The following is a 22,506-nucleotide window of genomic DNA, read 5'->3' as shown; positions in this document are numbered from 1 at the left end:
CAATGAGTGAAGGTCGACCATGTCATCACATTCAGGCTACAAAGATTTTTTGCGCAAATGGGCGCCGCTGATGGTGCTGCTGCTGCTTTGCACCATCATCAGCGTTGTTTACCCGGGTTTTTTATCGGTGCGTAACTTCTCACGTTTACTGACCGCCAGCGCCGCGCCGTTAATGATTGCCATTGGCGTGACGTTTATCATTATTATGGGTTCGATCGACCTGTCAATTGAAGGCATTATGGCTTTCTGCGGCTCCATGCTGGCAATCATCATGGTGAAGCTGGGCGGTTTTAACGAACTCGGTTATTTGGCGATCCCCGCCGCGATCCTTATTTCTGCAGCCTGCGGGCTGATCAACGGCCTTATTCACGTGAAGCTCAAAATCCCCTCATTCCTGGTTAGCCTGGGTATCGGTTTTAGCTTAATTGGCGTCACGATGGTGACGACCGGCGGCGAACGTATTCCTCTCCCCGACCCGGTATTCAGATTACTGCTGACCGAGCGTATTTTTGATTTCCCGCTGATGGTCTATCTCGCCGGGGCAGCCCTGCTATTTGCCTGGTTTATTCAGCGCTATACCGCGCTGGGGCGTAATTTTTATGCCATCGGTGGCGGCGAACACCAGGCCTATGCGTCTGGTCTGTCGGTAAAACGTATTCGCGTGCTTGGTTTTGCGCTGGCCGGCGTGTTTTACGGCCTGGGTGCCGTCTTTGCCGTCGCCCGCCTGGGCTCGGTCGCCAGCAACCTTGGCGATGGCTATACCTTTATCGCCATCACCTCCGTCGTCGTCGGTGGCACCTCCTTAATGGGCGGCAACGGCGGCGTGTGGCAAAGCCTGGTTGGGGTACTGATTATCAACGTCATTAACAACGGCATGGTGCTGGTCGGCTTCCCGACCTATATCCAGCAAGGCGTTCTGGGCGCTCTGGTTATCATCTCGGTGGCATTAGTCACTAATCGTAAACGTCTGCAAATAGTGAAGTGACGATTATGCTTGAATTCAAAAATGTGGGTAAATCGTTCCCGGGCGTACTGGCCTTGCAGAATATCAATCTGCAAATTAATCCCGGTGAAATTGTCGGATTGGTCGGTGAAAATGGCGCCGGAAAATCGACGCTGATGAAGATAATTTACGGCGCCTATCAGCATGATAAAGGCGAATTGCTGATCAACGGTCAGCCGGTCGTCTTTCGCACCCCGCGCGATGCCATGATGCAGGGTATCGGGATGGTATTTCAGGAGCAGTCGCTTATCTCCAATCTGAGCGTAATGGAGAATATTTTTCTCGGTTTTGAACAGCCGTTTAAAAAGCTGGGTGTGATTAACTGGAAAAAGATGGCGACGGCGGCCAGAAAGCAGCTGGCGAAAGTCAAACTGGATATCGATCCGCAGACAATGACTTCCGAGCTCTCCTTTACCCAACGTCAGCTGGTAGAGCTGGCGAAGGTCCTGACCCTTGAGGAGAGAAGCAGCGGCCATTTAATTATCCTGCTCGACGAACCGACTTCGGTCCTGCCGACCCAGGAAATAGAACTGCTGTTTGAACTGGTCAGAGAGCTCAAAAGCCGGGCCTCCTTTATTTTCGTTTCGCATCGCCTTGATGAAGTGATGGCGCTGTCCGATCGCATCTACGTCATGAAGGATGGGCAGGTTATGGATATGCTCACCCGCGACCGGTTCGATGTGGTGAATATTCAGCGCCAGATGGTCGGTCGCGATATCGACGAACGCTACTATCGCGAACATCGTAAGCACCGAATTAACAAAGAGACGACCTTAGTCGAGTTAAAGAATATTTCGCTGCCGGGCCATTATAAAGACGTCTCGCTGTCGCTACACGCCGGCGAAGTGCTGGCGCTGGTCGGAACCGATGGCGCCGGTACCGAGGAAATCATCCGCTCTATCTTCGGATTGATGCAGCCGGAACGGGGAGAGGTGATCCTTAACGGTAGACCGGTACGCAAATTTAGCCCCAGCCACAGCATCGCTGAGGGGGTGGGATATATCCCTCGTGAGCGCAAAATCGAGGGTATCGTCGAAGGCATGTCGGTGGTGGAAAATATTACTCTCGCCAATCTGCAGGACTATTCCCGCGGCGGACTGCTGCAGGTCCATCACGAGCGCAGGCTGGCAAATCAGTGGGTTAAAAAGCTATCGATTAAAACCGCCAGTATTGATACGCAGTGCAGCAAGCTTTCCGGCGGCAATCAGCAAAAGGTGGTGCTGTCGAAATGGCGGACCGCTGAGGCGAAAATCATCCTGCTTGACCACCCTACCCGCGGCCTCGATATCGGTGCCAAAGAGGACGTCTATGACTTAGTACGCGACTTCACCGATGAGCAGTGCGGCGTGATTTTGATAGCCGACTCTCTGGAGGAGGCTATTGGCCTCGCCCACACCATCGCTATTTTTAAGGACGGCCGACTGATGCATCAGTTTACCGGCTGCGAAGAGAAGCGCCCGGAGCAATATGAATTATTGCAGCATTTCGTCTAGGTTATTAAGGCCCATCTCCATGAAAATAATCCGTTCTGATTCATTAGCAGTGCCGACAAACAATAATATCGGTAGCCCGACGCGGCCGCCGCTGACCGGGCGTGAAAAAATCACCCGTTATTTACCGATACTGACCCTGGCAGTATTAGTGGCCCTCGTCAGCCTCTATAACCCGGATTTTCTTAAGCCCGACAATATATTCCAGCTGCTGCAGGATGCATCTACGCTGTTTATTATGGCGATTGGCATGACCTTTGTGATTTATATCGGCGGGATAGATTTATCCGCCCAGTCGATTGCCAGCATGTCAACGGTCGTGCTGGTCATTCTGCTATCGCAAATTGGCGTGCTGGCTATTCCGCTTACGCTGGCTATCGGCGCGCTGTTCGGCGCCGTATCCGGCTGGGTGCACACGCGTTTTAAAATATCGTCCTTCATTACCACCCTCGCCGTCGGAGGAATTGCCTACGCTACTGGACAGGTGATTTCCGGACAGCGCGCGTTTTATATTCCAGGGGATATTCGCAGCCAGACGGTGGGCTGGATGACCACCACCGTCTTTACGCTACCGACGGAGATCGTTATCGCCGCCGTACTGCTGCTGCTGGCGCTGCTGATGGAGAGACGTACCGCGCTGGGACGCCATATGAAGGCGCTTGGCGCCGGGGAATCCGCCGCGCTCGCCAGCGGCGTGAAGGTGGTCAAGGTGAAGATCCTCACCTTTGCCATCGCCGGCGCGTTCGCCGCCGCCGCCGGAGTGCTGCTGGCGACCCGTCTTTCCGGCGCATCGCCGACGATGGCCGATCAGTTCCTGCTCCCGGCGATTGTCGCGGTGCTGCTAGGCGGCACGCCGCTGACCGGCGGCGTGGGGGGCGTACTGAGCACGCTTATCGGCACTCTGATCGTCGCCGTCATTCGCACCAGTATGACCTACCTTAACGTTGAAGCGCAGGCGCAGCAGATCTTCTTCGGGGCGCTGATGATTGCGGCCATTGCGATGACCATCGATCGATCTAAAATTTCTACCGTTAAATAACCGGAGCCGGCCATGATCCCCAAATTAATGAAAGCAGCGGTGCTTACCGCAGCCAAAAATTTCGAAATACGCCAGGTTCCGGTCCCCGAATACGGCGATGACGAGGTCCTCATTCGCGTCAGCCAGTGTTCGATCTGTGGAACGGATATCCATATCTATAACGGCCACTATGCCCAGGATAAGCTACCGTTAATTCCCGGCCATGAGTTTAGCGGGGAAATTGTTGCCGTGGGCCGTCGCGTTGCGACCCTGGCGCCGGGCCAGCGGGTGGTTGCCGATATCAATATCAGCTGCGGCCACTGCTATTATTGCCGGCGCAACGAGTTGCTAAACTGCCCGGAGATCCGCCAGCTCGGCATCCACACCCACGGCGCTTTTGCACAGTACGTGGCCGTTCCGGCCCGCCTGGTGATTCCCGTCGGCGACGAGATTACGGATAGCGTTGCCTGTTTGACCGAGCCGTTCTCCTGCGTGGTGCGCGCCGGTAAAAAAATCGGCCTCAGCGTGGCAGAGTCGGTAGTGGTCATCGGCGCAGGCCCGGTGGGCAATATGCATATTCAGATGGCGCGCCTGCTGGGAGCCGCTCCGATTATTGCCGTCGAGCTGAATCCGCAGCGCGCCGAGCTCGCCGGGCAGTGCGGTGCAGACTGCGTCATCACCGACCCGGAACGCGCGCTGGAGCAAATAAAGCAGCTCACCCAGGGCCGCGGCGCCGATGTGGTCATAGAAAGCGTCGGCCATCCCGAGCTCTACAAACAGGCGCTGACGTTTATGCGTCCCGGCGGACGGCTGCTGGCCTTTGGCTTAACCGACGGCGAAACCGACATCGCCATCAGGCCGCTGGAGATTATTTTAAAAGAGCAAAGGATTCAGGGCAGCGTAGCCGGGATGGGAGAAGATATGCACCAGGCGCTGCATCTGCTGCAGCATCAACGATTTATTACCGCTCCTTTTTGCCAGTCCGTCCACCCGCTGGAGGATATTCAGCAGGTTTTCACCTCCCTGCTCGCGCAGCCGCAGTATTTGAAAATCCAGCTGCGCATCGCGCAGGAGTGAAGCTTTAGCGACGCGAATAAGCCAGACAGGATCAAAAAAGGTGCTCAACAAGAGCACCTTTTTTATGCCGTTTCTTTATTCAGGGCTGACGGTCTGCCGGCGTGGGCGCGCCCTCATCCAGCAGCCCCTGCTGCTGCAGCGTACGCCAGAAATCATCCGGGATCGGCGCGGCAATCCACTCCAGGCAGTTTTCCAGCTGCGCCACCGTACGTGTGCCGGGAATAATAGTGGGTACCGCCGGATGAGCCAGCACAAACTGAAGCGCGGCCGCCGGTAGGCTGACCTGGTAATCGCGGCAGACATTTTCAATTTCTCTCACCTTTGCCAGAATCGCCTGGCTCGCCGGGCCGTAGTTGTACTTCGCGTTCTCAACCGCCCCGGTCGCCAGAATCCCGCTGTTGAATCCTCCGCCGATCACCACCGCCGCGTTACGTTCCTCGCACAGCGGCAGAAACGCTTTTAACGCCTCCTGCTCCAGCAGCGTATAGCGCCCGGCCAGCAGGAAGCAGTCGAAGTCGGCCTCCTGCAGCGCCGCATGACAAACCTCCCACTCGTTGACGCCCATACCGACGGCTTTAATTACCCCTTCATCCCGAAGCTGCGCCAGCGCACGCCACGCGCCGTCCATCGCCTGACGAAAATAGTGAGGCTGCTTATCGCCGTGGGTATAAACATCACAGTCGTGAATGAAGGCGATATCGATATGCTCCAGCCCCATGCGCTGCAGGCTGTCTTCAATCGAACGCATGGTCGCAGAGTAGGAATAATCAAAAATCGCCTCAAACGGCAGCGGATTGACCCACGCCCCGGAATCAAATTCACCGCGTTTTTTCGGCTTCAGCAGACGGCCGACTTTGCTGGAGAGCACGTATTCATCGCGCGGATACCAGCGCAGACCGTGCCCAATCCTCGCTTCGCTCAGGCCATGTCCGTACAGCGGTGCCGTATCAAAATAGCGCAGACCGCTGTCCCATGCCTGATGGATCATCTTTTCTGACTCTTGCTCGCCGATCGGGCGAAAGATGTTGCCAATCGGCGCCGCGCCGTAGCCCATTGCCGTGACCTGAATATCTGTACGACCAAATGTATTCTTCTGTGATGGAACCATGCCAGCCCTCCTGCGGATTGATAATTTAATTAACTAACAAGATAGTTATATCAGAGCAAGTATTGCGAAAATGTTACCTGGATAACAAAGCACCATCAACAACGTTGATCCTTCCTTTTTTTTCTGTAATTGTAACTAACTAGTTAGTTTACTTAAGATCAAATGCAACGAGGATAACGAGAATGCACGGCAAACTAAAAAGCGTCGATGACGCAGTGGCTTTGATTAAAGACAACGCCACCGTTGCCTTCACCGGCTCCGGCGGCGGGCTGCTGGAGTCAGACTACATCATGGCGGCCATCGCGACGCGCTATCGCGAGACCGGGCATCCGCGGAATCTGACCCTGATCCATGCCTTAGGTATCGGCGACGGCAAAGGATCCGGTCTCGGACGGCTGGCCATTCCGGGCCTCATCAAGCGGATCATCGGCGGGCACTGGTCGTGGTCATCCGAGCTGCAAAAAATGGCTCGTAATAATGAGATTGAAGCCTACTGCTTACCCACAGGTATCATTATGACGCTGTATCGCGAAAGCGGCGCCGGGCGCCCGGGGGTCATTTCCAGCGTCGGGCTGGGGACCTTTGTTGACCCGCTGATTAGCGGTGGAAAATGCAACGACATCACCTGCGAAAATATCGTTTCGCGCATTGAGCTCGACGGCAAAACCTGGCTGCACTACAAACCTTTTAAAGTTGATGTCGCGGTGATTCACGGTTCACAGGCGGATGCGGTGGCGAATATTTCCACCAGCGAAGAGCCGGCGGATCTGGATACCTATGCCGTCGCGTTAGCCGCACATAACAACGGCGGGATGGTCATCGCCCAGGTGAAATCCACCACGCCTGCGCACTTTGTCCCGGCCCGAAAAGTGACCGTTCCCGGCGTAATGATCGACCATATCGTCGAGTGTCCGGCGCAGCGACAGAGCTATCTTGCCGAATACGATCCGGCCATCTCCGGTCAGGTCGCTCCGCCGGTTGAGCACCCGCTCGACGCGCCGGCTGAGGGGATTCGCCGCCTGATTTCGGGGCTGGCGGTACGGGAGCTGAAGCCAAATATGCGGGTCAATTACGGGTTCGGCATCCCCGGCGGGATCTCGGCCATGGCGGAAAAATCGCTGGTAGATTCCTGTTGGCAGATGGTGGAACAGGGTATTCACAACGGCCAGCTTCTCGACGGCGCGCTGTTCGGGGCGGCAAAGTATCCGCAGGCCATTGTCAGCTCGCTCGATCAGTTCGATCTGTTTTGCGGCGGCGGGCTGGATATCACCTTCCTCGGCATGGGAGAAATGGACGCGGAAGGCAACGTTAACGTTTCGCAGCTTGGCGACACGATCGTCGGGCCGGGCGGCTTCATTGATATTACCTGCGGCGCCAAAAAGGTGGTTTTCTGCGGCACCTTCGAAGCGAAAGGTTTACAGGTTTGCCAGCAGGGGGAGCAGTTACAGATTGAATCCCACGGGCAAATTCCTAAGCTGGTGCAAAAGGTTCGTCATATCACCTTCAGCGGACCGGAAGCCATAAAGCGCGGGCAGGAGGTGCTGTACGTCACGGAGCGCGCGATTTTCAAGCTAACGGAAGACGGCGTGGAGCTGGTCGCGGTGGTGAGCGGGGTTGATCTCGAACAGGATATTTTGCAGCGCATGCAGTTCTGTCCGAAAGTCGATCGCCCCGCCATCGTTTCTCTTTGAATCGTGGGGTAATGCGGGTATCAGGGCTGTAATATCCGCATTATTGTTTCGACGTTGAAATCAAGGCGCTGCTGAAGGGAATCAGCATCCATGAAATTACGATCGAACAAAATGGCGCCAGTATATTTATTATTAAAGTAATAGTAGTTTACTGCCGCAATGGTAATCACCAGCTGCTCAGGATCGACGCCAGCTCTGAACACGCCCTGCTCCACCCCGCGCTGAAGGATATTTTCCATGAGGGCGACCATCGATTTTTGCGCTGACTTGATCGCCACTGATTTTTTCAGATGCACGGCACGATGCAGGTTTTCGCTGTTGACCAGGGTCAGGAATTCCGGATTTTTCAGGTAGTAGTTCCAGGTAAAGCGAACCAGCGCTTCAACCGCCTCTTGCGGCTCCAGCTTTTCAAGATTTAATTTTTTTTCCGCCGCACGAATATCGAGATAGGAGTCTTCAACGACTTTCTGAAAAAGCTGCTCCTTGCTACCGAAATAGTGATAAATCATGCGCTTATTTGACTTTGCTTTTTCAGCGACAACGTCAATGCGCGCCCCGCCGAGTCCCTTTTGCGCAAACTCTCGTTTCGCGGCTTTGAGGATCCGATTTTGTGTCGCAATAGGGTCACGGACCTGCACTGTTTTTTCAGAAGCTGATTTAGTCATTACATCGTTTTGGTTGCGGATCTGGCTGATGATTAATCCTTACTCATTGGAGGAAATCAAGAAAAATTTTTGACTGTTATTCTTTCTGCTAGCCGCTTAACAATTTCATTACAAGGGCTGGCGTTTTCTTATCCATGCGAAAAACAGCGTGCTAACATATGTAACCATATGGTTATATATATAATACATTAATCTTTTAAAACATCAAGTTAAACACAACAAACCCGTACACCCTGTCAGCACTTATCACCTTTAGGGCAGGATGACAACGATCACACACCGGCTCTTACCGTTCGGTAAGACATGCTATGAACGATGGGAAGAGGATTATGAGCAATACATTTCGCCCTGTAGACGTTAACCACGCTTTGCTGCCCGAAAAAGCACGCGAGTTTCAGATGTTCATCAACGGCAAATGGACCGCCGGCCACGGCAGCGAAAACTTTGTGCGTAAAAGCCCGGCCCACGATATTGTCGTCAGCAGCTACCCTGCCGGCACCGCTGAAGACGTTGATGACGCGGTAAAAGCGGCCAGGGAAGCCTTTGACTCCGGGAAGTGGTCGCGGATTAGCGGCGCGGCGCGGGCGGCGGTACTGCTGAAAACCGCGCAGCTGATCCGCGAAAAGCTGGCCGAGCTGGCGCTGCTGGAAACGCTTGAGACCGGCAAACCGATCGCCCAGTCCCGCGGTGAAATTCAGGGTGCTGCGGATATTTGGGAGTATGCCGCGGGTCTGGCGCGCAGCGTCAAGGGTGACAGCTTTAATAACCTCGGCGACAGCATGCTGGGCCTGGTGACCCGCGAACCTATTGGCGTCGTCGGCGTCATCACCCCGTGGAACTTCCCCTTCTTTATTGGCGCAGAACGCTACCCCTATATTCTGGCGGCGGGCTGTACGCTGGTGGCCAAGGCCGCTGAGATCACCTCCGGCACGACCCTGCTGCTGGCCGGCATCCTTAAAGAAGCGGGCCTGCCGGACGGCGTGTTTAACGTCGTCACCGGCAGCGGTTCGGTTGTCGGTCAGCATATTACCGAGCATGCCGACGTTGATATGGTTTCCTTCACCGGCTCTACCGCCGTCGGCCAGATGGCGCTGCACGCTTCGGCAAAAAACATTAAGCGTCTTGGGCTGGAGTTGGGCGGCAAGAACCCGCAGGTGGTGTTTGCCGATGCCGATCTCGACGCCGCGCTGGACGGTACGCTGTTTGGTTTCCTGTTCAATACCGGGCAGTGCTGCGTCAGCGGCAGCCGCCTGCTGGTTGAGCGTTCAATCCATAAGGATTTCTGTCAGAAGCTGGTTGAGCGCGCGCAAAAGGTACGCAGCGGCGATCCGCTGGATGAAAGCACCCAGATTGGCGCGATTATCACCGAGAAGCATTTCCAGACCGTGCTCAGCTATATTGAACAGGGCAAAAATGAGGGCGCAACGCTGCTCACCGGCGGAGGCGCGGTTAACGCTGACCGCGGGCTGTTTATCGAACCCACTATTTTCGATGATGTGACGCCGGAGATGGCGATTTTCCGCGAAGAGATCTTCGGCCCGGTACTCTGCGTCACCCCGTTCGACAGTTATGAAGAAGCAATCAGAATTGCCAATGATACCTGCTACGGACTGGCTGCCAGCATCTGGACCTCAAACCTGGATCATGCGGTACAGGGATTCCGCGATCTTAAAGCGGGCAGGCTGTGGGTGAACACCACTATCGCCGGCGGTCCTGAACTGCCTTCAGGCGGATTTAAACAATCCGGCATCGGACGCGAAAGCGGCAGCTATGGACTGGATGAATATACCGAAATTAAATCCGTGCATATTCAGTTGGGCAAGCGCGCCAAATGGCTCGCTGAATGATTTTTGGTAGAGGATCCGACATGTACGACTACATTATTATTGGCGGCGGTTCGGCGGGTAGCGTCCTTGCCTCGCGCCTAAGTGAAAATAGCCACTGTAAAGTGCTGCTGGTTGAGGCGGGTCCAAAGGACAGCAACCCCTACATCCATTTACCGGTCGGTTTTAGCAAACTCACCTCCGGGCCGCTGACCTGGGGCTATAAAACGGTGCCCCAGCCCCAGCTGGGCAATCGCGAACTGCTGTTTGCCCAGGGGCGGGTATTGGGCGGCGGTAGCTCTATCAACGCGGAGGTGTTCACCCGCGGCACCCCGGCGGACTACGACCGCTGGGCGGCAGATGAGGGCTGCGACGGCTGGTCTTTTGCCGATATCCAGCGCTATTTTATTAAGTCCGAGGATAACGATACCTTTTCAAACGCCTGGCACGGCGTCGGCGGTCCGCTCGGCGTCTCCAGCCCGGTCGGCGCGAACCTGATGAGTAAAACCTTCAGCAAAGCCTGCCAGCAGGCGGGGTTGCCCTACAATCCTGATTTCAACGGCGCTACCCAGGCCGGCTGCGGTCTCTATCAGACCACCACCCGCCATGCCCGCCGCTGCTCCACGGCGGTGGGATATCTGAAGGACGCGAGCCGGCGCAGTAATCTCACCATTAAAACCGGCTGCCATATTTCCCGGCTGATTATCGATAACCAGCGCGCCGTCGGCGTGGAGATTTACCAGGATGGCAAGCAGCAGCGGCTGCATGCCAGCTGTGAAGTTATCGTCAGCGCCGGGGCGATCGGCTCCCCTAAACTGCTGCAGCTTTCAGGGATTGGCGCGGCGGATGAGCTCGCTAAAAAAGGGATTACGGTCGCGGCCGATCTTCCGGGCGTAGGTGAGAATCTGCAGGACCACGTGGGCATCGATCTGATATTTGAGCTCGGCAACGCCCTGAGCTATGACAAATACAAAAAGACGCACTGGATGATGTGGGCCGGGCTGGAGTATCTGCTGTTCCGTAAAGGGCCGGTCTGTTCGAATATCGTCGAAGGCGGCGCCTTCTGGTACGCCGATAAGCAGTCGGTGAACCCGGATACCCAAATTCACTTCCTGGCCGGAGCCGGCGTGGAAGCCGGTATCGAACCGGTGCCTTCCGGCTCCGGCGTGACGATTAACAGCTATTTCCTGCGTCCGCGCAGCCGTGGCCGGGTCACTTTGCGCACGGCTAACGCCAGCGACGCCCCGCTCATCGACCCGAACTATCTCAGCGATCCTTACGACATGAAAATGACCATTGAAGGCTGCAAGCTGATGCGCGATATCATGCAGCAAAGCGCCTTCTCGCCGTATATCCGCCGCGAGCATATGCCGGGACACGAAGCGCAAAGTGATAAAGAGCTTGAAGACTACATTCGCCGCTTTGCGCGCACCTGCTATCACCCGGTTGGCACCTGCAAAATGGGCGTCGATGCGCTGTCGGTCGTCGATACCCAGCTGCGCGTTCGCGGCATTGAGGGGCTACGCGTGGTGGACTCGTCGGTAATGCCAAGCCTGGTCAGCTCCAACACCAACGCCCCTACCATCATGATTGCCGAGAAAGCCAGCGATCTGATTATCGCGTCACACTGATCGCAAATTGCCGCCCATGCTCGCACCATGGGCAAAAATCGGTTGAATAAATAACTAAATAGTTATTTACTTAAATCGAGAGAAACATAAAACATTCCGAGAGGTAACGATGAAAGTTCTCATCCCCATTAAGCGCGTTGTCGACCACAACGTTAAAATCCGCGTCAAAAGCGATGGTAGCCAGGTTGATCTCACCAACGCCAAAATGGCGCTCAACCCGTTCTGCGAGATTGCGGTTGAAGAAGCCATTCGCCTGAAGGAGCTCGGTATCGCCAGCGAGATTGTGGTGGTGACCATCGGTGATGACGCGGCCCAGGAACAGCTGCGCAGCGCGCTGGCAATGGGAGCCGATCGCGGGCTGCTCATCACCACCGCCCAGCCCCTCGAGCCGCTCAATCTGGCAAAAGTGCTGGCGAAAGTCGTCGCCCAGGAACAGCCGTCGCTGATCCTGATGGGGAAACAATCCATCGATGGCGACAACAACCAGACCGGGCAGATGCTCGCAGCCCTGTGCGGTTACCCGCAGGGAACCTTTGCCGCTGAGCTACGCGTTGAAAATGGTCAGGCTATCGTCACCCGTGAAATTGACGGCGGCCTGCAGATTCTTTCGCTGACGCTGCCGGCCATTATCACCACCGACCTGCGCCTTAACCAGCCACGCTATACCTCCCTGCCCAACATGATGAAGGCCAAGAAGAAACCGCTCAGCATCCTCCCTGTAGAGGAGTTTGGCCTTGAATTACGCCCGCATACGGCGCTGCTACGGGTCGAAGCCCCGCCGGCGCGCGAGGCCGGCGTGCGTGTCGACAGCGTCGATGAACTGCTGAACAAGCTCAAAAACGAAGCGAAGGTGATTTGATATGGCGACTTTACTCCTTGTTGAACATGATAATAACCAGCTCAACGCGGTGACCTTTAACGCGGTGAGCGCCGCCCGCGAGCTGGGCGGCGAGATTACGCTGCTGGTGTCGGGCAAAAATTGCCGTACGGTCGCAGAGCAGGCGGCACGCATCGCGGGCGTAACGAAGGTGCTGCTCGCCGACGATAGCGTTTTTCAAAACCAGCTGGCCGAAAACGTCGCCGCGCTGATCTTCTCCCTGCGCGAGGGCTACAGCCATATCCTTGCCGCCGCCACTTCAAACGGCAAAAACATCCTGCCACGCGTGGCGGCCCTCGCCGACGTCGCACAAATCTCCGACGTGACTGCGGTGGTCAGCGCCAGCGTGTTCAGGCGCCCCATCTATGCGGGTAGCGCCATCGCGACCGTCGAGAGTCTCGACCCGCTGGTGGTACTGACCCTACGCGTCTCCAGCTTCCCGGCGGCGCAAAAAAGCGAATTCTCCGCACCGATTGAGCACATTAGCCGCATCGATAATCCGCCGCTTTCCCGCTTCATTCACGAAGAGCTGGTGCCATCGGATCGTCCTCAGCTTTCTACCGCCCGCGTGGTGGTCTCCGGCGGCCGTGCGCTGGGCAGCCGCGAAAACTTTGCACTTATCGCACAGCTTGCCGACAAGCTGCACGGCGCCGTGGGCGCATCCCGCGCGGCGGTGGATGCGGGTATGGTCGCCAACGATCTGCAGGTCGGTCAGACCGGAAAAATCGTCGCGCCGGAGCTCTATATTGCGGTGGGGATTTCCGGCGCGATTCAGCACCTGGCGGGGATGAGTAATGCCAGAGTCATCGTGGCCATCAACAGCGATGAAGAGGCGCCTATTTTCAAAATCGCCGACTACAGCCTGGTGGGCGATCTGTTCGAAATTGTGCCGCAGCTGGTGGCGAAACTCTGATCCGCAAAGGGCAGGCAACGAAAGGTGGAGGTTATGGTGGAACGTGAAACGATGGAATTTGACGTCCTCATCGTCGGTGGCGGCCCAGCCGGGCTGTCGGCAGCCTGCCGGCTGATGCAGATGGCGCAGCAGGATCAGCGCCCGCTGAGCGTTTGCGTCATTGAAAAAGGCGCCGAGATTGGGGCGCATATTCTTTCCGGCGCGCTTTTCGAACCCCGGGCGCTCAATGAGCTTTTCCCCGACTGGCAGTCGCTCGGCGCACCGCTCGCGACGCCGGTTACGCAAGATGAGCTGCTGCTGCTGCGCGATGGCGAAAAAGCGTGGAAGGTCCCAACGGCCCTTACCCCTGCCCCGATGCATAACGCCGGTAATTTCGTCATTAGCCTGGGGGATTTTTGCCGCTGGCTGGCCCGCCAGGCGGAGTCACTGGGAGTCGATATTTTCCCCGGCTTTGCCGCTGCCGGCATCCTGTACGACGATGCGGGCACCGTCGCCGGCGTCACCACCGGCGATATGGGCGTTAATGCCGCAGGGCAAGAAAAACCCGGCTTTACGCCAGGCATGAATCTACTGGCGAAATATACCCTTTTTGCCGAAGGCTGCCGCGGCCACCTCGGTAAACAGCTAATCACCCGCTATCAGCTGGATGCCGGCCGCGATGCGCAGCACTACGCGTTGGGGATAAAAGAGCTGTGGGATATCGCTCCGCAAAAAAGCCGTCCCGGAAAGGTGGTACACGCCTCCGGCTGGCCGCTGAGCGACGGGGCGTCGGGAGGGAGTTTTCTCTACCATACGGGGAATAATCAGGCTGTCGTTGGGCTGATTGTCGATCTTAACTACCGCAACCCCTGGCTAAGCCCGTTCGATGAGTTTCAGCGCATGAAGCATCATCCGGCCTTTAGCGAAACCCTCAGCGGCGGGAAGCGCCTCTCCTACGGTGCGCGCGCTATCACCAAAGGGGGGATCAATGCGCTGCCAAAAATGCACTTTCCCGGCGGGCTGCTGATTGGCTGCGATGCGGGAACGCTCAACTTCGCCAAGATTAAGGGCAGCCACACGGCGATGAAAAGCGGCATGCTGGCCGCCGAATCGGTCTATCGGGCGCTGGTACAAACCCCTGATAAAAAAAGGAACCTCGATGATTTTGCCCGGGCGTTTAGCGAGTCATGGCTGGGGGAAGAGCTGTGGCAGTCGCGTAACTTTGGTCCGCTGCTGCATCGTTTTGGAACGGTGGCAGGCGGCGCACTCAACTATATCGATCAGAACTGGTTTAAAGGCAGGCTGCCGTTTACGCTGCACGACCGCAGGGCGGATCATCTCCAGCTGGATACGGCCGAACGCAGCGCGCCCATCAGCTATCCGAAGCCGGATAACCAGCTGAGTTTTGATAAACCCTCTTCCGTTTACCTGGCGAATACGTCTCACGATGAAGATCAGCCCTGTCACCTTCGGCTGAAAGACGCCGAACTTTCGCTGCGGGAAACGCTGCCTCGTTTTGCTGAGCCAGCGCAGCGTTATTGCCCGGCAGGGGTGTATGAAATTATCGCGCCGGAAGGCAAGCCCAGATTACAGATTAACGCGCAGAACTGCGTGCACTGTAAAACCTGCGATATCAAAGATCCGTTGCAGAATATCGTCTGGACGGTCCCCGAAGGAGGCAGCGGCCCCAACTACCCGAATATGTGATCTCACCCGTTCCCGCCCCGGCAGCGCCGGGGTTTTCTTTGCCTCAGCTCAGTCGCCCCATGCCGTTCACCCGCAGCGGGCGTGAGAAAACCGGAATCACCGTGAACGAACCGTTCCAGCACAATATTTCACCCCGCTCTTTCACAGCGCGAGCGAAGAACGTTCGCGTTTTCCCAAACCACCATTACAAACCATAAAAAAGGCCGATCGCCTGAGGCGACCAGCCTTGTCCCGATTGCGGTATCAGGCAACGGGCGCTATGCCAGCAAATTACGCCCGATAATCATGCGCTGAATCTGGTTAGTTCCTTCATAGATTTGGGTTATCTTGGCATCGCGGTACAAACGTTCCACCTCCACGCCGCGAATATAGCCCCCGCCGCCAAAAATCTGCACCGCGTTGCCGCTGTGCTGTACCGCCGCGTCGCCAGCAAAGCACTTCGCCATTGAACAGGCAATCGAGGTGTCCGGAGCGTCTGTATCAATTTTATACGCCGCGCTGTGCACCAGCAGACGAGCGGCTTCGGTGTCTTTGGCAATATCTGCCAGCATAAACTGCACGCCCTGGAAATCAGCAATCGGCTTGCCAAACTGTTCGCGCTGCTTCGCATATTCAATCGCCGCCTCGAGACCGGCGCGCGCGATGCCTACCGCCAGCGCGCCAATCCCCACCCGACCTTTATTCAGCACGCTCATCATAATATGGAAGCCGCGGTTTTCCGGCCCCAGCAGCGCGTCCGCCGGCAGCTTGACCTGGCTGAAGTGCAGTTCGCCGACCTGCGACGAGCGCTGGCCCATCTTGTGCTCTTTAGCGCCGCGCGTGACGCCGTCGCGGGAGCAATCGACAATAAAAATGCTCATCCCGCGGTGGCCGGCTTCTTTATCGGTGCGCGCCAGAACGAAGGCCACATCGGCGACCGGTGCATTATGGATCCACAGCTTGCTGCCGTTCAGCACCCAGCCCTCTTCGCTGCGCGTGGCGGTGGTTTTTATTCCCGAAACGTCAGAGCCGGCGCCGGCCTCAGTGATGCAATAGGCCCCTTTCAGCGACGCGTTCAGTAGCCCAGGCAGCCATTGGGCGCGCTGAGGATCGTTACCGTATTTGGACAACAGCGTACCCAGCAGCTCCACCAGGCCGCACTGATCGGCAATCGAAGCGTAGCCACGCGACAGCTCCTCCATCACCACGGCGTAGGCAACGGCGTCCAGCCCAACGCCGCCATACTCTTCCGGAACGGTGATACCAAACAAGCCCAGCTCACCCATCTGTTGATAGATCTCGGCCGCAAAGCGCTCCTCTCTGTCCAGCTCTTCTGCCTGAGGCCGAATCACTTCGTCGGCAAACTTACGGGTCATTTCGCGGATCTGTTGATGGGTTTCGGTCAAATACATGGTCATTCTCCTGCCGGCTATTATTCATGCCGCCTGTTTTTTGCGACATCCGAACGCATTAATTAAATAACCAGATAGTTACTACATTGAATAAATATTGTTGTCAATACGGTTAAATAATTGTTGTTAACTCAGCGACAAATATTGCCGGTAAAGACCGCTTCCCGCTCACAGGAGGCCGGTCAGGTTATCACTTTCGCCGCGAATGCCTTGACTTTTACCTGAGCAAAAAGTACACCTTACAAGTAACCAATTAGATACTTAAAGAAGGGATAAATATGCTGAAAATCGACCTGCCAACGCCGCAAGGCACCATCGCTGATTACCGCCTTGTGACGACGGACGAACGAGCCTGCACCATCGTCCCCGCGTTTAATCGGATTGCCTATGCCGCAGCGCACGTGGTTATCGATCCCCGGCATCAATGCGCGGACTGGCTGAACAATCCGCGCATTGACTGGGACTCGACGCTGGCCTACCGCCACCATCTGTGGCGACTGGGATTTAATATTGCCGAGGCGATGGACACCGCTCAGCGCGGCATGGGGGTCAGCTGGAATATCGCGCAAGAGCTGATTGTGCGCTCTCTGAAGGAGGCGAAAACCGTACCGGGAGCCGATCTTGCCGCCGGGGTCGGTACCGATCAGTTGGAGGCTGCTGCCACGACCACCCTGGCGCAGGTCATCGCCGCCTATGAAGAGCAGATGGAGCTGGTCGAGAAGCATGACGGTAAAATTATCCTGATGGCCAGTCGGGCCCTGGCCGCAGTGGCAAAATCACCGCAGGACTACCTTGCCGTATATAACCGCCTGCTCGAACAAAGCAAAGGCAAAATTATTCTTCACTGGCTGGGTGAGATGTTTGACCCTGCGCTGGGCGGATACTGGGGATCGGCAGATTTCAACGCCGCCGCTGATACCGTGCTTGAGGTCATCGGTAACAACATTGATAAAGTGGAGGGCATTAAGATTTCACTCCTGAGTAAGGAAAAAGAGGTCGCCTTCCGCAAGCGCCTGCCGCCCCAGGTTAAAATGTATACCGGTGATGATTTCAACTATCCCGAGCTGATTGAAGGGGAAGATGGCTATTATTCACATGCGCTGTTGGGCATTTTTGATGCCATCGCTCCGGTTGCCGCCGCCGCGCTTAACGAACTGGCGCTGGGCAATAGCAACGAATACTACCGCCTGATGAATCCTACCGTTGCCCTGTCACGGGAAATCTTCAAGGCACCGACGCAATATTACAAAGCAGGCATTGTGTTCCTTGCCTGGCTCAACGGCCATCAGAACCACTTCGCGATGGCCGGTGGAATGCAGTCGGCGCGGGAGATCGGCCATTATGCTGAAATTTTCCGCCTCGCCGACCGGGCCGGCCTGCTGCAAAATCCGCCGCTGGCCACCCGGCGAATGCAGAATCTGCTCACGGTTTACGGTCTCTGAGCACAGAGGCGACGACCCAGAGCCGACGGCTCTGGGTAAATCACGCCTCTAGCCAAATTCGCGGTGGCGTTGTTTACACATCGCCAGCACCTCATCCGGCTCCCGCTGCCACCAGTTATGCTGCGAAAAGATCTCCACTTCGTGAAAACCCGTATAGCCTAACGCCTCCAGCGCCTGACGACGGCTGCGGATATCAATCACCCCGTCTCCCATCATGCCCCGATCCAGCAGCATATCCGCAGTCGGTACCAGCCAGTCGCAAATATGGAAAGCCAGCAGCCGGCCCGCGCCCGCGCGCTCAATCTGCTGCTGAAACTGCGGATCCCACCAGGTGTGGTATAAATCGACTGCGATACCCAGCCCCTCATCACCTAACTGGTCGCACAGATCGTTTGCCTGCGCGAGGGTGTTTACACAGGCGCGCTCGGCGGCATACATCGGATGCAGGGGTTCAATGGCCAGCGGCATGCCGAGCGGGCGCGCGTATTCCAGCAGTTCGCTTAAGCCATCGCACACCTGCTGCCTGGCGGCGGACAAATCCTTCGACCCCGCGGGCAGCCCCCCAACCACCAGCACCAGGCACGGAGCGCCGAGTTCCAGCGCTTCGTCAACTGCCCGTCGGTTGTCCAGCGCCTTGTCGCGGCGCTCCTGCGCGGTGCTGCCGGGAAACATCCCCCCGCGGCAATAGCCGCTTAGCGCCAGCTCGTAATGCCGGATAAGACGCGCTGACTCTTTTAGCCCCAGCGCCTGGACCTGGTCGCGCCACGGCGCAATGCCGCGGATCTCATGCCGGGCGCAGCCTTCGATGATCTGATTAAGCTGCCATTTCTGCCGCACCGTGGCGGTATTAAGAGACAGTTTACGACTGTCGGGTTGATTCATCTCGGCGACCTCGTTGTTTGCTTAGCCTGAAAAACGTAAAACCCACCTAAATTGAGCATCAATTTTCTCAACAAAGGATTATAGAAATGAACGTGTTGGGTAAATACGATCGCCATCACATAACCAACTAGTTAGTTATAAACATCAAGACAGGAAGACAAAGAAAGGGAGCCTGGCGGATGAGAGAACTTCTGGAGATGATGACCCAAGGTGGGATACTGTCCGGGGAGAAAAGGCAGACGCCGGGGAGGTCTGCCTGACTTATCGGGGCTGGGCTACCAGCCGCAGACGTTGGTCTCTTCGTCCGATTCATAGCCGCGGACGATATTAACCAGATCCTTCACCGCATCGGCGGCAATGAGCGGATCCTGTAATTCGACGAGGGTAGCAAATTCTTTATCTACCGATATGCCGTTATTATTATTGGTCACCGACAGAACAAAGCCTTTGCCCTGCTCATTATCCACCGACAGTGAACCAATAAGTTCTGCTACCGCCTGCACCGCAATATCGGGAACATAAAGTGCCATCGGTTTCAGATAGACTTTTGCTTGTTTTTCATCGTTGTTGCCGTTAACAACCGCTAATGAATAGCCTTTATTTTCACTGTTCATAAGTTCAGCTTTATCCCTCTATCAGAATTTTAGGATCGACATAGAAATCCACGTTAAAAACGGTATCTTCCGTCAACGCTTCAATACGGTGCCATTTTTCCGCCGGAAAGACGCCGAACTGGCCGGCCTCTATCGTCATCGTTTCGACAGGTTCAGGGGCGGTTTCATCCGTATAGCCATAATAGCGTATAGCGCCCTGCATGACCGCCAGACGAGGGTAGACGCCCTGCCGCGTGCCGGCATCAAGATGTCGCTGCCAGATTGACGCTGGTGCCGTTTCTTTGGTCCATAGCGGGGTTGTGCGGGTATGCACGTAGTGGGTAGGAATAACGATACGCTGCATGATTCGGCCTCTCTTTCCGCACCATTGAGCACGGTCGGGAACGGGGAAATATATTGCATATGATATACCCCTTTTAATCACTGAGGGTATTATTTTTTAAGAAATTTCACTCTACCCCTATTTATACCCAACAAGGATTATCTTTATTAAATATAAGGTAAGACGGCTCGGCATTAGCCGATCCGCAGTAAAGAATTAACCCTCAGCTATTTATTACTTGCGGTATTCAGCGGCCCCGGCTTGCCAATCAGGTAGCCCTGCACCAGGTCGCAGCCTAATTGCTGAAGAGATTTTAACTGCTCATCCGTTTCAACGCCTTCCGCTACGATCCGCATATGCAAGCTTTTACCCATGCTGATAATCAGCCGGACAATATCGAGGTCATCTTTCTGCGCGGGAATATTAATCACAAATGAGCGATCGATTTTAATCTTATCAAACGGGAAATAGCTGAGTCGTGATAATGAGGAGTATCCGGTACCGAAATCATCAATAGAAATCTGGATCCCCAGCTCGCGCAGCTGGCTGAGGATTTCCAAAGAGCGCGTGTTTTCATTAAACACATCTGATTCCGTAATTTCCAGGTCAAGGCGGTGCGGATCCAGCCCCGTGTGCTTTAGCACCGAGATAACGGTATCGGTCAACGAGCTGTTGATCAGCTGAACGGGCGATACGTTGACCGACACTTTGAGCGGCGATGACCAGCTCGCCGCTTCCTCACAGGCGGTTTTAAGCACCCACTCCCCGAGCGGGTTAATCATGCCAATCTTTTCGGCGACGGGAATAAATATTGTCGGCGGCACCATGCCGCGCACCGGATGGAACCAGCGTACCAGCGCCTCATAGCCATAAATCTCGCCGCTCATCGTATCGGCAATCGGCTGGTAGTAAACGCGGAATTCCCCGTTATCGAGCGCCTGCAGCAGGTCGTCCTCAAAGGATTTATTCTCCTGCAGGCGCTGGAGCATCCCCGGGCGGAAGATCTGGACGGTGCCCGAGCCCTCTTTTTTCGCCTCATAAAGCGCAAGATCGGCGCATTTATATAAATAATCGGTACGAGTTTCCCGGTCAGAGATAACAATCCCGATGCAGGCATCAATATTGATCAGCGAATCATAAACCTGATACGGCTGGCTAATCTTTTCGCGGATCACCGTCGCCCGCGCCAGAGCCTGCTCTTCGCTTAAATCACAGGAGACCAGCGCAAACTCATCTCCCCCGAGCCGGTACAGGGTTTCGGAGGTTCTGCGGAAAAAGGAGAGCCGGCTGGCAAGATCCTGCAGCAGCTTATCCCCGGAATCGTGGCCCAGCGTATCGTTAACGTCCTTAAAATTGTCCAGATCGAACAGCATCACCACCGCCGAGCCGTTATATGGCCGAACCTGATTGACGATCTCCTGCAGCTTTTGCCAGAAGGAGAGGCGGTTCGGCATCCCGGTCAAGGAGTCATGATACGCGTCGTATTGCAAACGCCGGTTTTGCACCTGGAGCTTCTCTTTAGACGCCTGCAGATCGTTCGCCAGCAGCTTCATGCGGACGTGCGCGCGGCGCAGGTTGTTATTTTGCCGCAGCATTAACAGGCCTAAAGAAATACACATGGTGATCAGCAGAATAGAAATAATCGAATAGATAAAATAGAGATTCTGTATTTTATCGTGGGTCCGGTTAACAATATTAATATCCTGCGCCAGCGACATTGACGCCAGCCCGGTCATAGGGCCATCGAGCGCGCCCATGCGCTGCAAAATCGGCTTTACCTGCTGCGGGGTGATGGTATCCAGCTGCTTATCAAGCTGATACAGAATCGCGATCAGGTTCTCAATCGTCGCCCGGCGCCCCGCATCCTTACGAATAAACTCGCTCGGCTCCCCCTGCTCTAGCGGTTTGATCTGGCCCATCATGATCTCCAGACGCAGCCGGACATCATCCCGATCGACCCCTTCAACGCCCAGGGCATAGGAGCCCAGATGCGCTTCCAGCCGCATATACTCAGAGACTATCTGCGCGATTGACCACGAATCGGTATAGCGGGTCAACTTTTGCAGCTCGCTCTGTCGCTCATGCACCAGATAGGTAATGTATCCGGTGATAACGAAAAGCGACAAAATAATGGCAGTGAGTATTCGATTCAAGATCAAACCCTTAGAGCCTATCCCATTAGGCTGTTTTATTTATCAGTTTGCTCCTGGGCAGAGCTCAAAATTTCTGCGTACGCCGTATACGCCTTGATTCCTGAGCCCTGCCGGTGTCCAAACCCTATGCACAATTACGCCTGGCGGGACAGGCTATTACTCGATAATAATTTTCGCAACCTGCCACGCCGATCGGGAATAATAGATTTGATTTTGTAAATCAGGACTGCTGTCGTAAGGATAAACAATAAACAGCGGGCCCTTATCGCGAACGCGCATATATTCACCGTTCATTTTTAAAGCCAAAATAACGGGGAATTTATGGAAATCATCAATCGGCACGATCGTCGTATAGTCATTGAGGGCGATAACCCGCGCCGACTTACCCTTTGCTGCGACTAAGTCCATGAGCTTGCTAAGGGAAATTCCGTCAAAACGGATTTTCCCGGAGAACCACGGGGTGGTGGTTTCGACGGTCTGCATGCCCAGCTTCTCTAATGCCGCGCGATCAAACACCGCGGTATCGCCTACATTTGTATTTCCAATAAGGCCGGAAATGGTTAAAACGGGCTTGCCCTGAGGCGCGGGCAGTTTTTCTGCAAATGCATTTGGTAAAACTATGAAACAAAATAAAACTGCGAAAAGTAAACGCATTTAACTCACCATTTCCAGGATTGGAGATCTGTTAATTGTAAACCATTTACAGCAATTCTTAAAAGA

Annotated in this window: 19 protein-coding genes; 11 read left to right on the top strand and 8 right to left on the bottom strand. The window is 55.4% G+C overall.

The features are described from left to right. Positions 1-19: 19 nt before the first annotated feature. Genes RTE01_RS06575 through RTE01_RS06560 form a run of 4 tightly spaced genes read left to right on the top strand, consistent with a single transcriptional unit; the run spans position 20 to position 4,588 of the window. The gene (locus tag RTE01_RS06575; protein ID WP_134526938.1) at positions 20-985 is read left to right on the top strand and encodes an ABC transporter permease; all 966 of its coding nucleotides are present in this window, start codon (positions 20-22) and stop codon (positions 983-985) included. A gap of 5 nt (positions 986-990) precedes the next feature. Next, entirely contained in the window at positions 991-2,496 is a 1,506-nt protein-coding gene (locus RTE01_RS06570; RefSeq protein WP_141334837.1) for a sugar ABC transporter ATP-binding protein, read from the top strand. 19 nt (positions 2,497-2,515) lie between these two features. Beyond that, entirely contained in the window at positions 2,516-3,532 is a 1,017-nt protein-coding gene (locus tag RTE01_RS06565) for an ABC transporter permease (RefSeq protein WP_134526941.1), read from the top strand. A gap of 12 nt (positions 3,533-3,544) precedes the next feature. Then, positions 3,545-4,588, top strand: coding sequence for a zinc-dependent alcohol dehydrogenase (locus RTE01_RS06560; protein ID WP_134526944.1), 1,044 nt, complete (start codon positions 3,545-3,547; stop codon positions 4,586-4,588). 79 nt (positions 4,589-4,667) lie between these two features. Here the strand turns inward: RTE01_RS06560 and RTE01_RS06555 are convergent, their stop codons facing one another. Further along, a complete protein-coding gene (locus RTE01_RS06555; RefSeq protein ID WP_141334835.1) occupies positions 4,668-5,696 on the bottom strand; it encodes an aldo/keto reductase in 1,029 nt (342 codons plus the stop codon). Positions 5,697-5,878: 182 nt separating this feature from the next. Here RTE01_RS06555 and RTE01_RS06550 point away from each other — a divergent pair, with 182 nt between their 5' ends. Continuing rightward, the gene (locus RTE01_RS06550) at positions 5,879-7,387 is read left to right on the top strand and encodes an acyl CoA:acetate/3-ketoacid CoA transferase (protein WP_141334833.1); all 1,509 of its coding nucleotides are present in this window, start codon (positions 5,879-5,881) and stop codon (positions 7,385-7,387) included. 20 nt (positions 7,388-7,407) lie between these two features. Here the strand turns inward: RTE01_RS06550 and RTE01_RS06545 are convergent, their stop codons facing one another. Continuing rightward, on the bottom strand, positions 7,408-8,052 hold the full coding sequence (locus tag RTE01_RS06545; protein ID WP_076945629.1) for a TetR/AcrR family transcriptional regulator: 645 nt from the start codon (positions 8,050-8,052) through the stop codon (positions 7,408-7,410). Positions 8,053-8,381: 329 nt separating this feature from the next. Here RTE01_RS06545 and RTE01_RS06540 point away from each other — a divergent pair, with 329 nt between their 5' ends. From RTE01_RS06540 to RTE01_RS06520, 5 genes are all read left to right on the top strand, one after another. Further along, positions 8,382-9,899 carry an aldehyde dehydrogenase family protein gene (locus tag RTE01_RS06540; RefSeq protein ID WP_141334831.1) on the top strand — a complete coding sequence of 506 codons (1,518 nt, stop codon included), beginning with the start codon at positions 8,382-8,384 and terminating at the stop codon, positions 9,897-9,899. A gap of 20 nt (positions 9,900-9,919) precedes the next feature. Next, positions 9,920-11,506, top strand: a complete 1,587-nt coding sequence (locus RTE01_RS06535; protein ID WP_141334829.1) for a GMC family oxidoreductase — start codon at positions 9,920-9,922, stop codon at positions 11,504-11,506. Positions 11,507-11,615: 109 nt separating this feature from the next. Beyond that, positions 11,616-12,365, top strand: coding sequence for an electron transfer flavoprotein subunit beta/FixA family protein (locus RTE01_RS06530; protein ID WP_134526947.1), 750 nt, complete (start codon positions 11,616-11,618; stop codon positions 12,363-12,365). Position 12,366: 1 nt separating this feature from the next. Next, a complete protein-coding gene (locus RTE01_RS06525; protein ID WP_141334827.1) occupies positions 12,367-13,296 on the top strand; it encodes an electron transfer flavoprotein subunit alpha/FixB family protein in 930 nt (309 codons plus the stop codon). Between the two features lie 33 nt (positions 13,297-13,329). After that, positions 13,330-14,982 (top strand): electron transfer flavoprotein-ubiquinone oxidoreductase, encoded by a 1,653-nt coding sequence (locus RTE01_RS06520; protein WP_218029259.1) that lies wholly within the window; start codon positions 13,330-13,332, stop codon positions 14,980-14,982. Positions 14,983-15,239: 257 nt separating this feature from the next. Here the strand turns inward: RTE01_RS06520 and RTE01_RS06515 are convergent, their stop codons facing one another. After that, the gene (locus RTE01_RS06515; protein WP_141334825.1) at positions 15,240-16,373 is read right to left on the bottom strand and encodes an acyl-CoA dehydrogenase family protein; all 1,134 of its coding nucleotides are present in this window, start codon (positions 16,371-16,373) and stop codon (positions 15,240-15,242) included. A gap of 278 nt (positions 16,374-16,651) precedes the next feature. On the opposite strand from RTE01_RS06515, the gene RTE01_RS06510 reads away from it, so the two are divergent. Then, positions 16,652-17,815 (top strand): dihydrodipicolinate synthase family protein, encoded by a 1,164-nt coding sequence (locus RTE01_RS06510; RefSeq protein WP_134526950.1) that lies wholly within the window; start codon positions 16,652-16,654, stop codon positions 17,813-17,815. A gap of 48 nt (positions 17,816-17,863) precedes the next feature. Here RTE01_RS06510 and RTE01_RS06505 read toward each other — a convergent pair whose 3' ends face one another. From RTE01_RS06505 to RTE01_RS06485, 5 genes are all read right to left on the bottom strand, one after another. Next, entirely contained in the window at positions 17,864-18,697 is an 834-nt protein-coding gene (locus tag RTE01_RS06505; RefSeq protein ID WP_134526953.1) for a sugar phosphate isomerase/epimerase family protein, read from the bottom strand. Positions 18,698-18,972: 275 nt separating this feature from the next. After that, positions 18,973-19,311 carry a DUF1869 domain-containing protein gene (locus tag RTE01_RS06500; RefSeq protein WP_115192295.1) on the bottom strand — a complete coding sequence of 113 codons (339 nt, stop codon included), beginning with the start codon at positions 19,309-19,311 and terminating at the stop codon, positions 18,973-18,975. A gap of 10 nt (positions 19,312-19,321) precedes the next feature. After that, complete coding sequence (locus RTE01_RS06495) at positions 19,322-19,654, bottom strand: DUF1971 domain-containing protein (RefSeq protein WP_041146340.1); 333 nt, start codon at positions 19,652-19,654, stop codon at positions 19,322-19,324. Positions 19,655-19,860: 206 nt separating this feature from the next. Continuing rightward, the gene (locus RTE01_RS06490) at positions 19,861-21,786 is read right to left on the bottom strand and encodes a putative bifunctional diguanylate cyclase/phosphodiesterase (RefSeq protein ID WP_115192294.1); all 1,926 of its coding nucleotides are present in this window, start codon (positions 21,784-21,786) and stop codon (positions 19,861-19,863) included. A 156-nt stretch (positions 21,787-21,942) separates the two neighbouring features. Next, positions 21,943-22,440, bottom strand: a complete 498-nt coding sequence (locus RTE01_RS06485; RefSeq protein WP_041146342.1) for a putative pterin-binding protein — start codon at positions 22,438-22,440, stop codon at positions 21,943-21,945. Between the last annotated feature and the right edge of the window lie 66 nt (positions 22,441-22,506).

Source organism: Klebsiella terrigena (assembly GCF_006539725.1).
In the GTDB taxonomy this organism is placed as follows: domain Bacteria; phylum Pseudomonadota; class Gammaproteobacteria; order Enterobacterales; family Enterobacteriaceae; genus Klebsiella; species Klebsiella terrigena.
The sequence above is the reverse complement of the archived record's forward strand: the minus strand, read 5'-3'. Positions and strand labels throughout refer to the sequence as shown.

Coding starts and splice junctions, on each gene's coding strand:
- RTE01_RS06495 (WP_041146340.1), bottom strand. CDS start 19,654: ATGCAGCGTATCGTTATTCCTACCCACTACGTGCATACCCGCACAACC.
- RTE01_RS06575 (WP_134526938.1), top strand. CDS start 20: ATGTCATCACATTCAGGCTACAAAGATTTTTTGCGCAAATGGGCGCCG.
- RTE01_RS06505 (WP_134526953.1), bottom strand. CDS start 18,697: ATGAATCAACCCGACAGTCGTAAACTGTCTCTTAATACCGCCACGGTG.
- RTE01_RS06530 (WP_134526947.1), top strand. CDS start 11,616: ATGAAAGTTCTCATCCCCATTAAGCGCGTTGTCGACCACAACGTTAAA.
- RTE01_RS06520 (WP_218029259.1), top strand. CDS start 13,330: ATGGTGGAACGTGAAACGATGGAATTTGACGTCCTCATCGTCGGTGGC.
- RTE01_RS06510 (WP_134526950.1), top strand. CDS start 16,652: ATGCTGAAAATCGACCTGCCAACGCCGCAAGGCACCATCGCTGATTAC.
- RTE01_RS06525 (WP_141334827.1), top strand. CDS start 12,367: ATGGCGACTTTACTCCTTGTTGAACATGATAATAACCAGCTCAACGCG.
- RTE01_RS06560 (WP_134526944.1), top strand. CDS start 3,545: ATGATCCCCAAATTAATGAAAGCAGCGGTGCTTACCGCAGCCAAAAAT.
- RTE01_RS06550 (WP_141334833.1), top strand. CDS start 5,879: ATGCACGGCAAACTAAAAAGCGTCGATGACGCAGTGGCTTTGATTAAA.
- RTE01_RS06570 (WP_141334837.1), top strand. CDS start 991: ATGCTTGAATTCAAAAATGTGGGTAAATCGTTCCCGGGCGTACTGGCC.
- RTE01_RS06485 (WP_041146342.1), bottom strand. CDS start 22,440: ATGCGTTTACTTTTCGCAGTTTTATTTTGTTTCATAGTTTTACCAAAT.
- RTE01_RS06535 (WP_141334829.1), top strand. CDS start 9,920: ATGTACGACTACATTATTATTGGCGGCGGTTCGGCGGGTAGCGTCCTT.
- RTE01_RS06540 (WP_141334831.1), top strand. CDS start 8,382: ATGAGCAATACATTTCGCCCTGTAGACGTTAACCACGCTTTGCTGCCC.
- RTE01_RS06565 (WP_134526941.1), top strand. CDS start 2,516: ATGAAAATAATCCGTTCTGATTCATTAGCAGTGCCGACAAACAATAAT.
- RTE01_RS06500 (WP_115192295.1), bottom strand. CDS start 19,311: ATGAACAGTGAAAATAAAGGCTATTCATTAGCGGTTGTTAACGGCAAC.
- RTE01_RS06545 (WP_076945629.1), bottom strand. CDS start 8,052: ATGACTAAATCAGCTTCTGAAAAAACAGTGCAGGTCCGTGACCCTATT.
- RTE01_RS06555 (WP_141334835.1), bottom strand. CDS start 5,696: ATGGTTCCATCACAGAAGAATACATTTGGTCGTACAGATATTCAGGTC.
- RTE01_RS06515 (WP_141334825.1), bottom strand. CDS start 16,373: ATGTATTTGACCGAAACCCATCAACAGATCCGCGAAATGACCCGTAAG.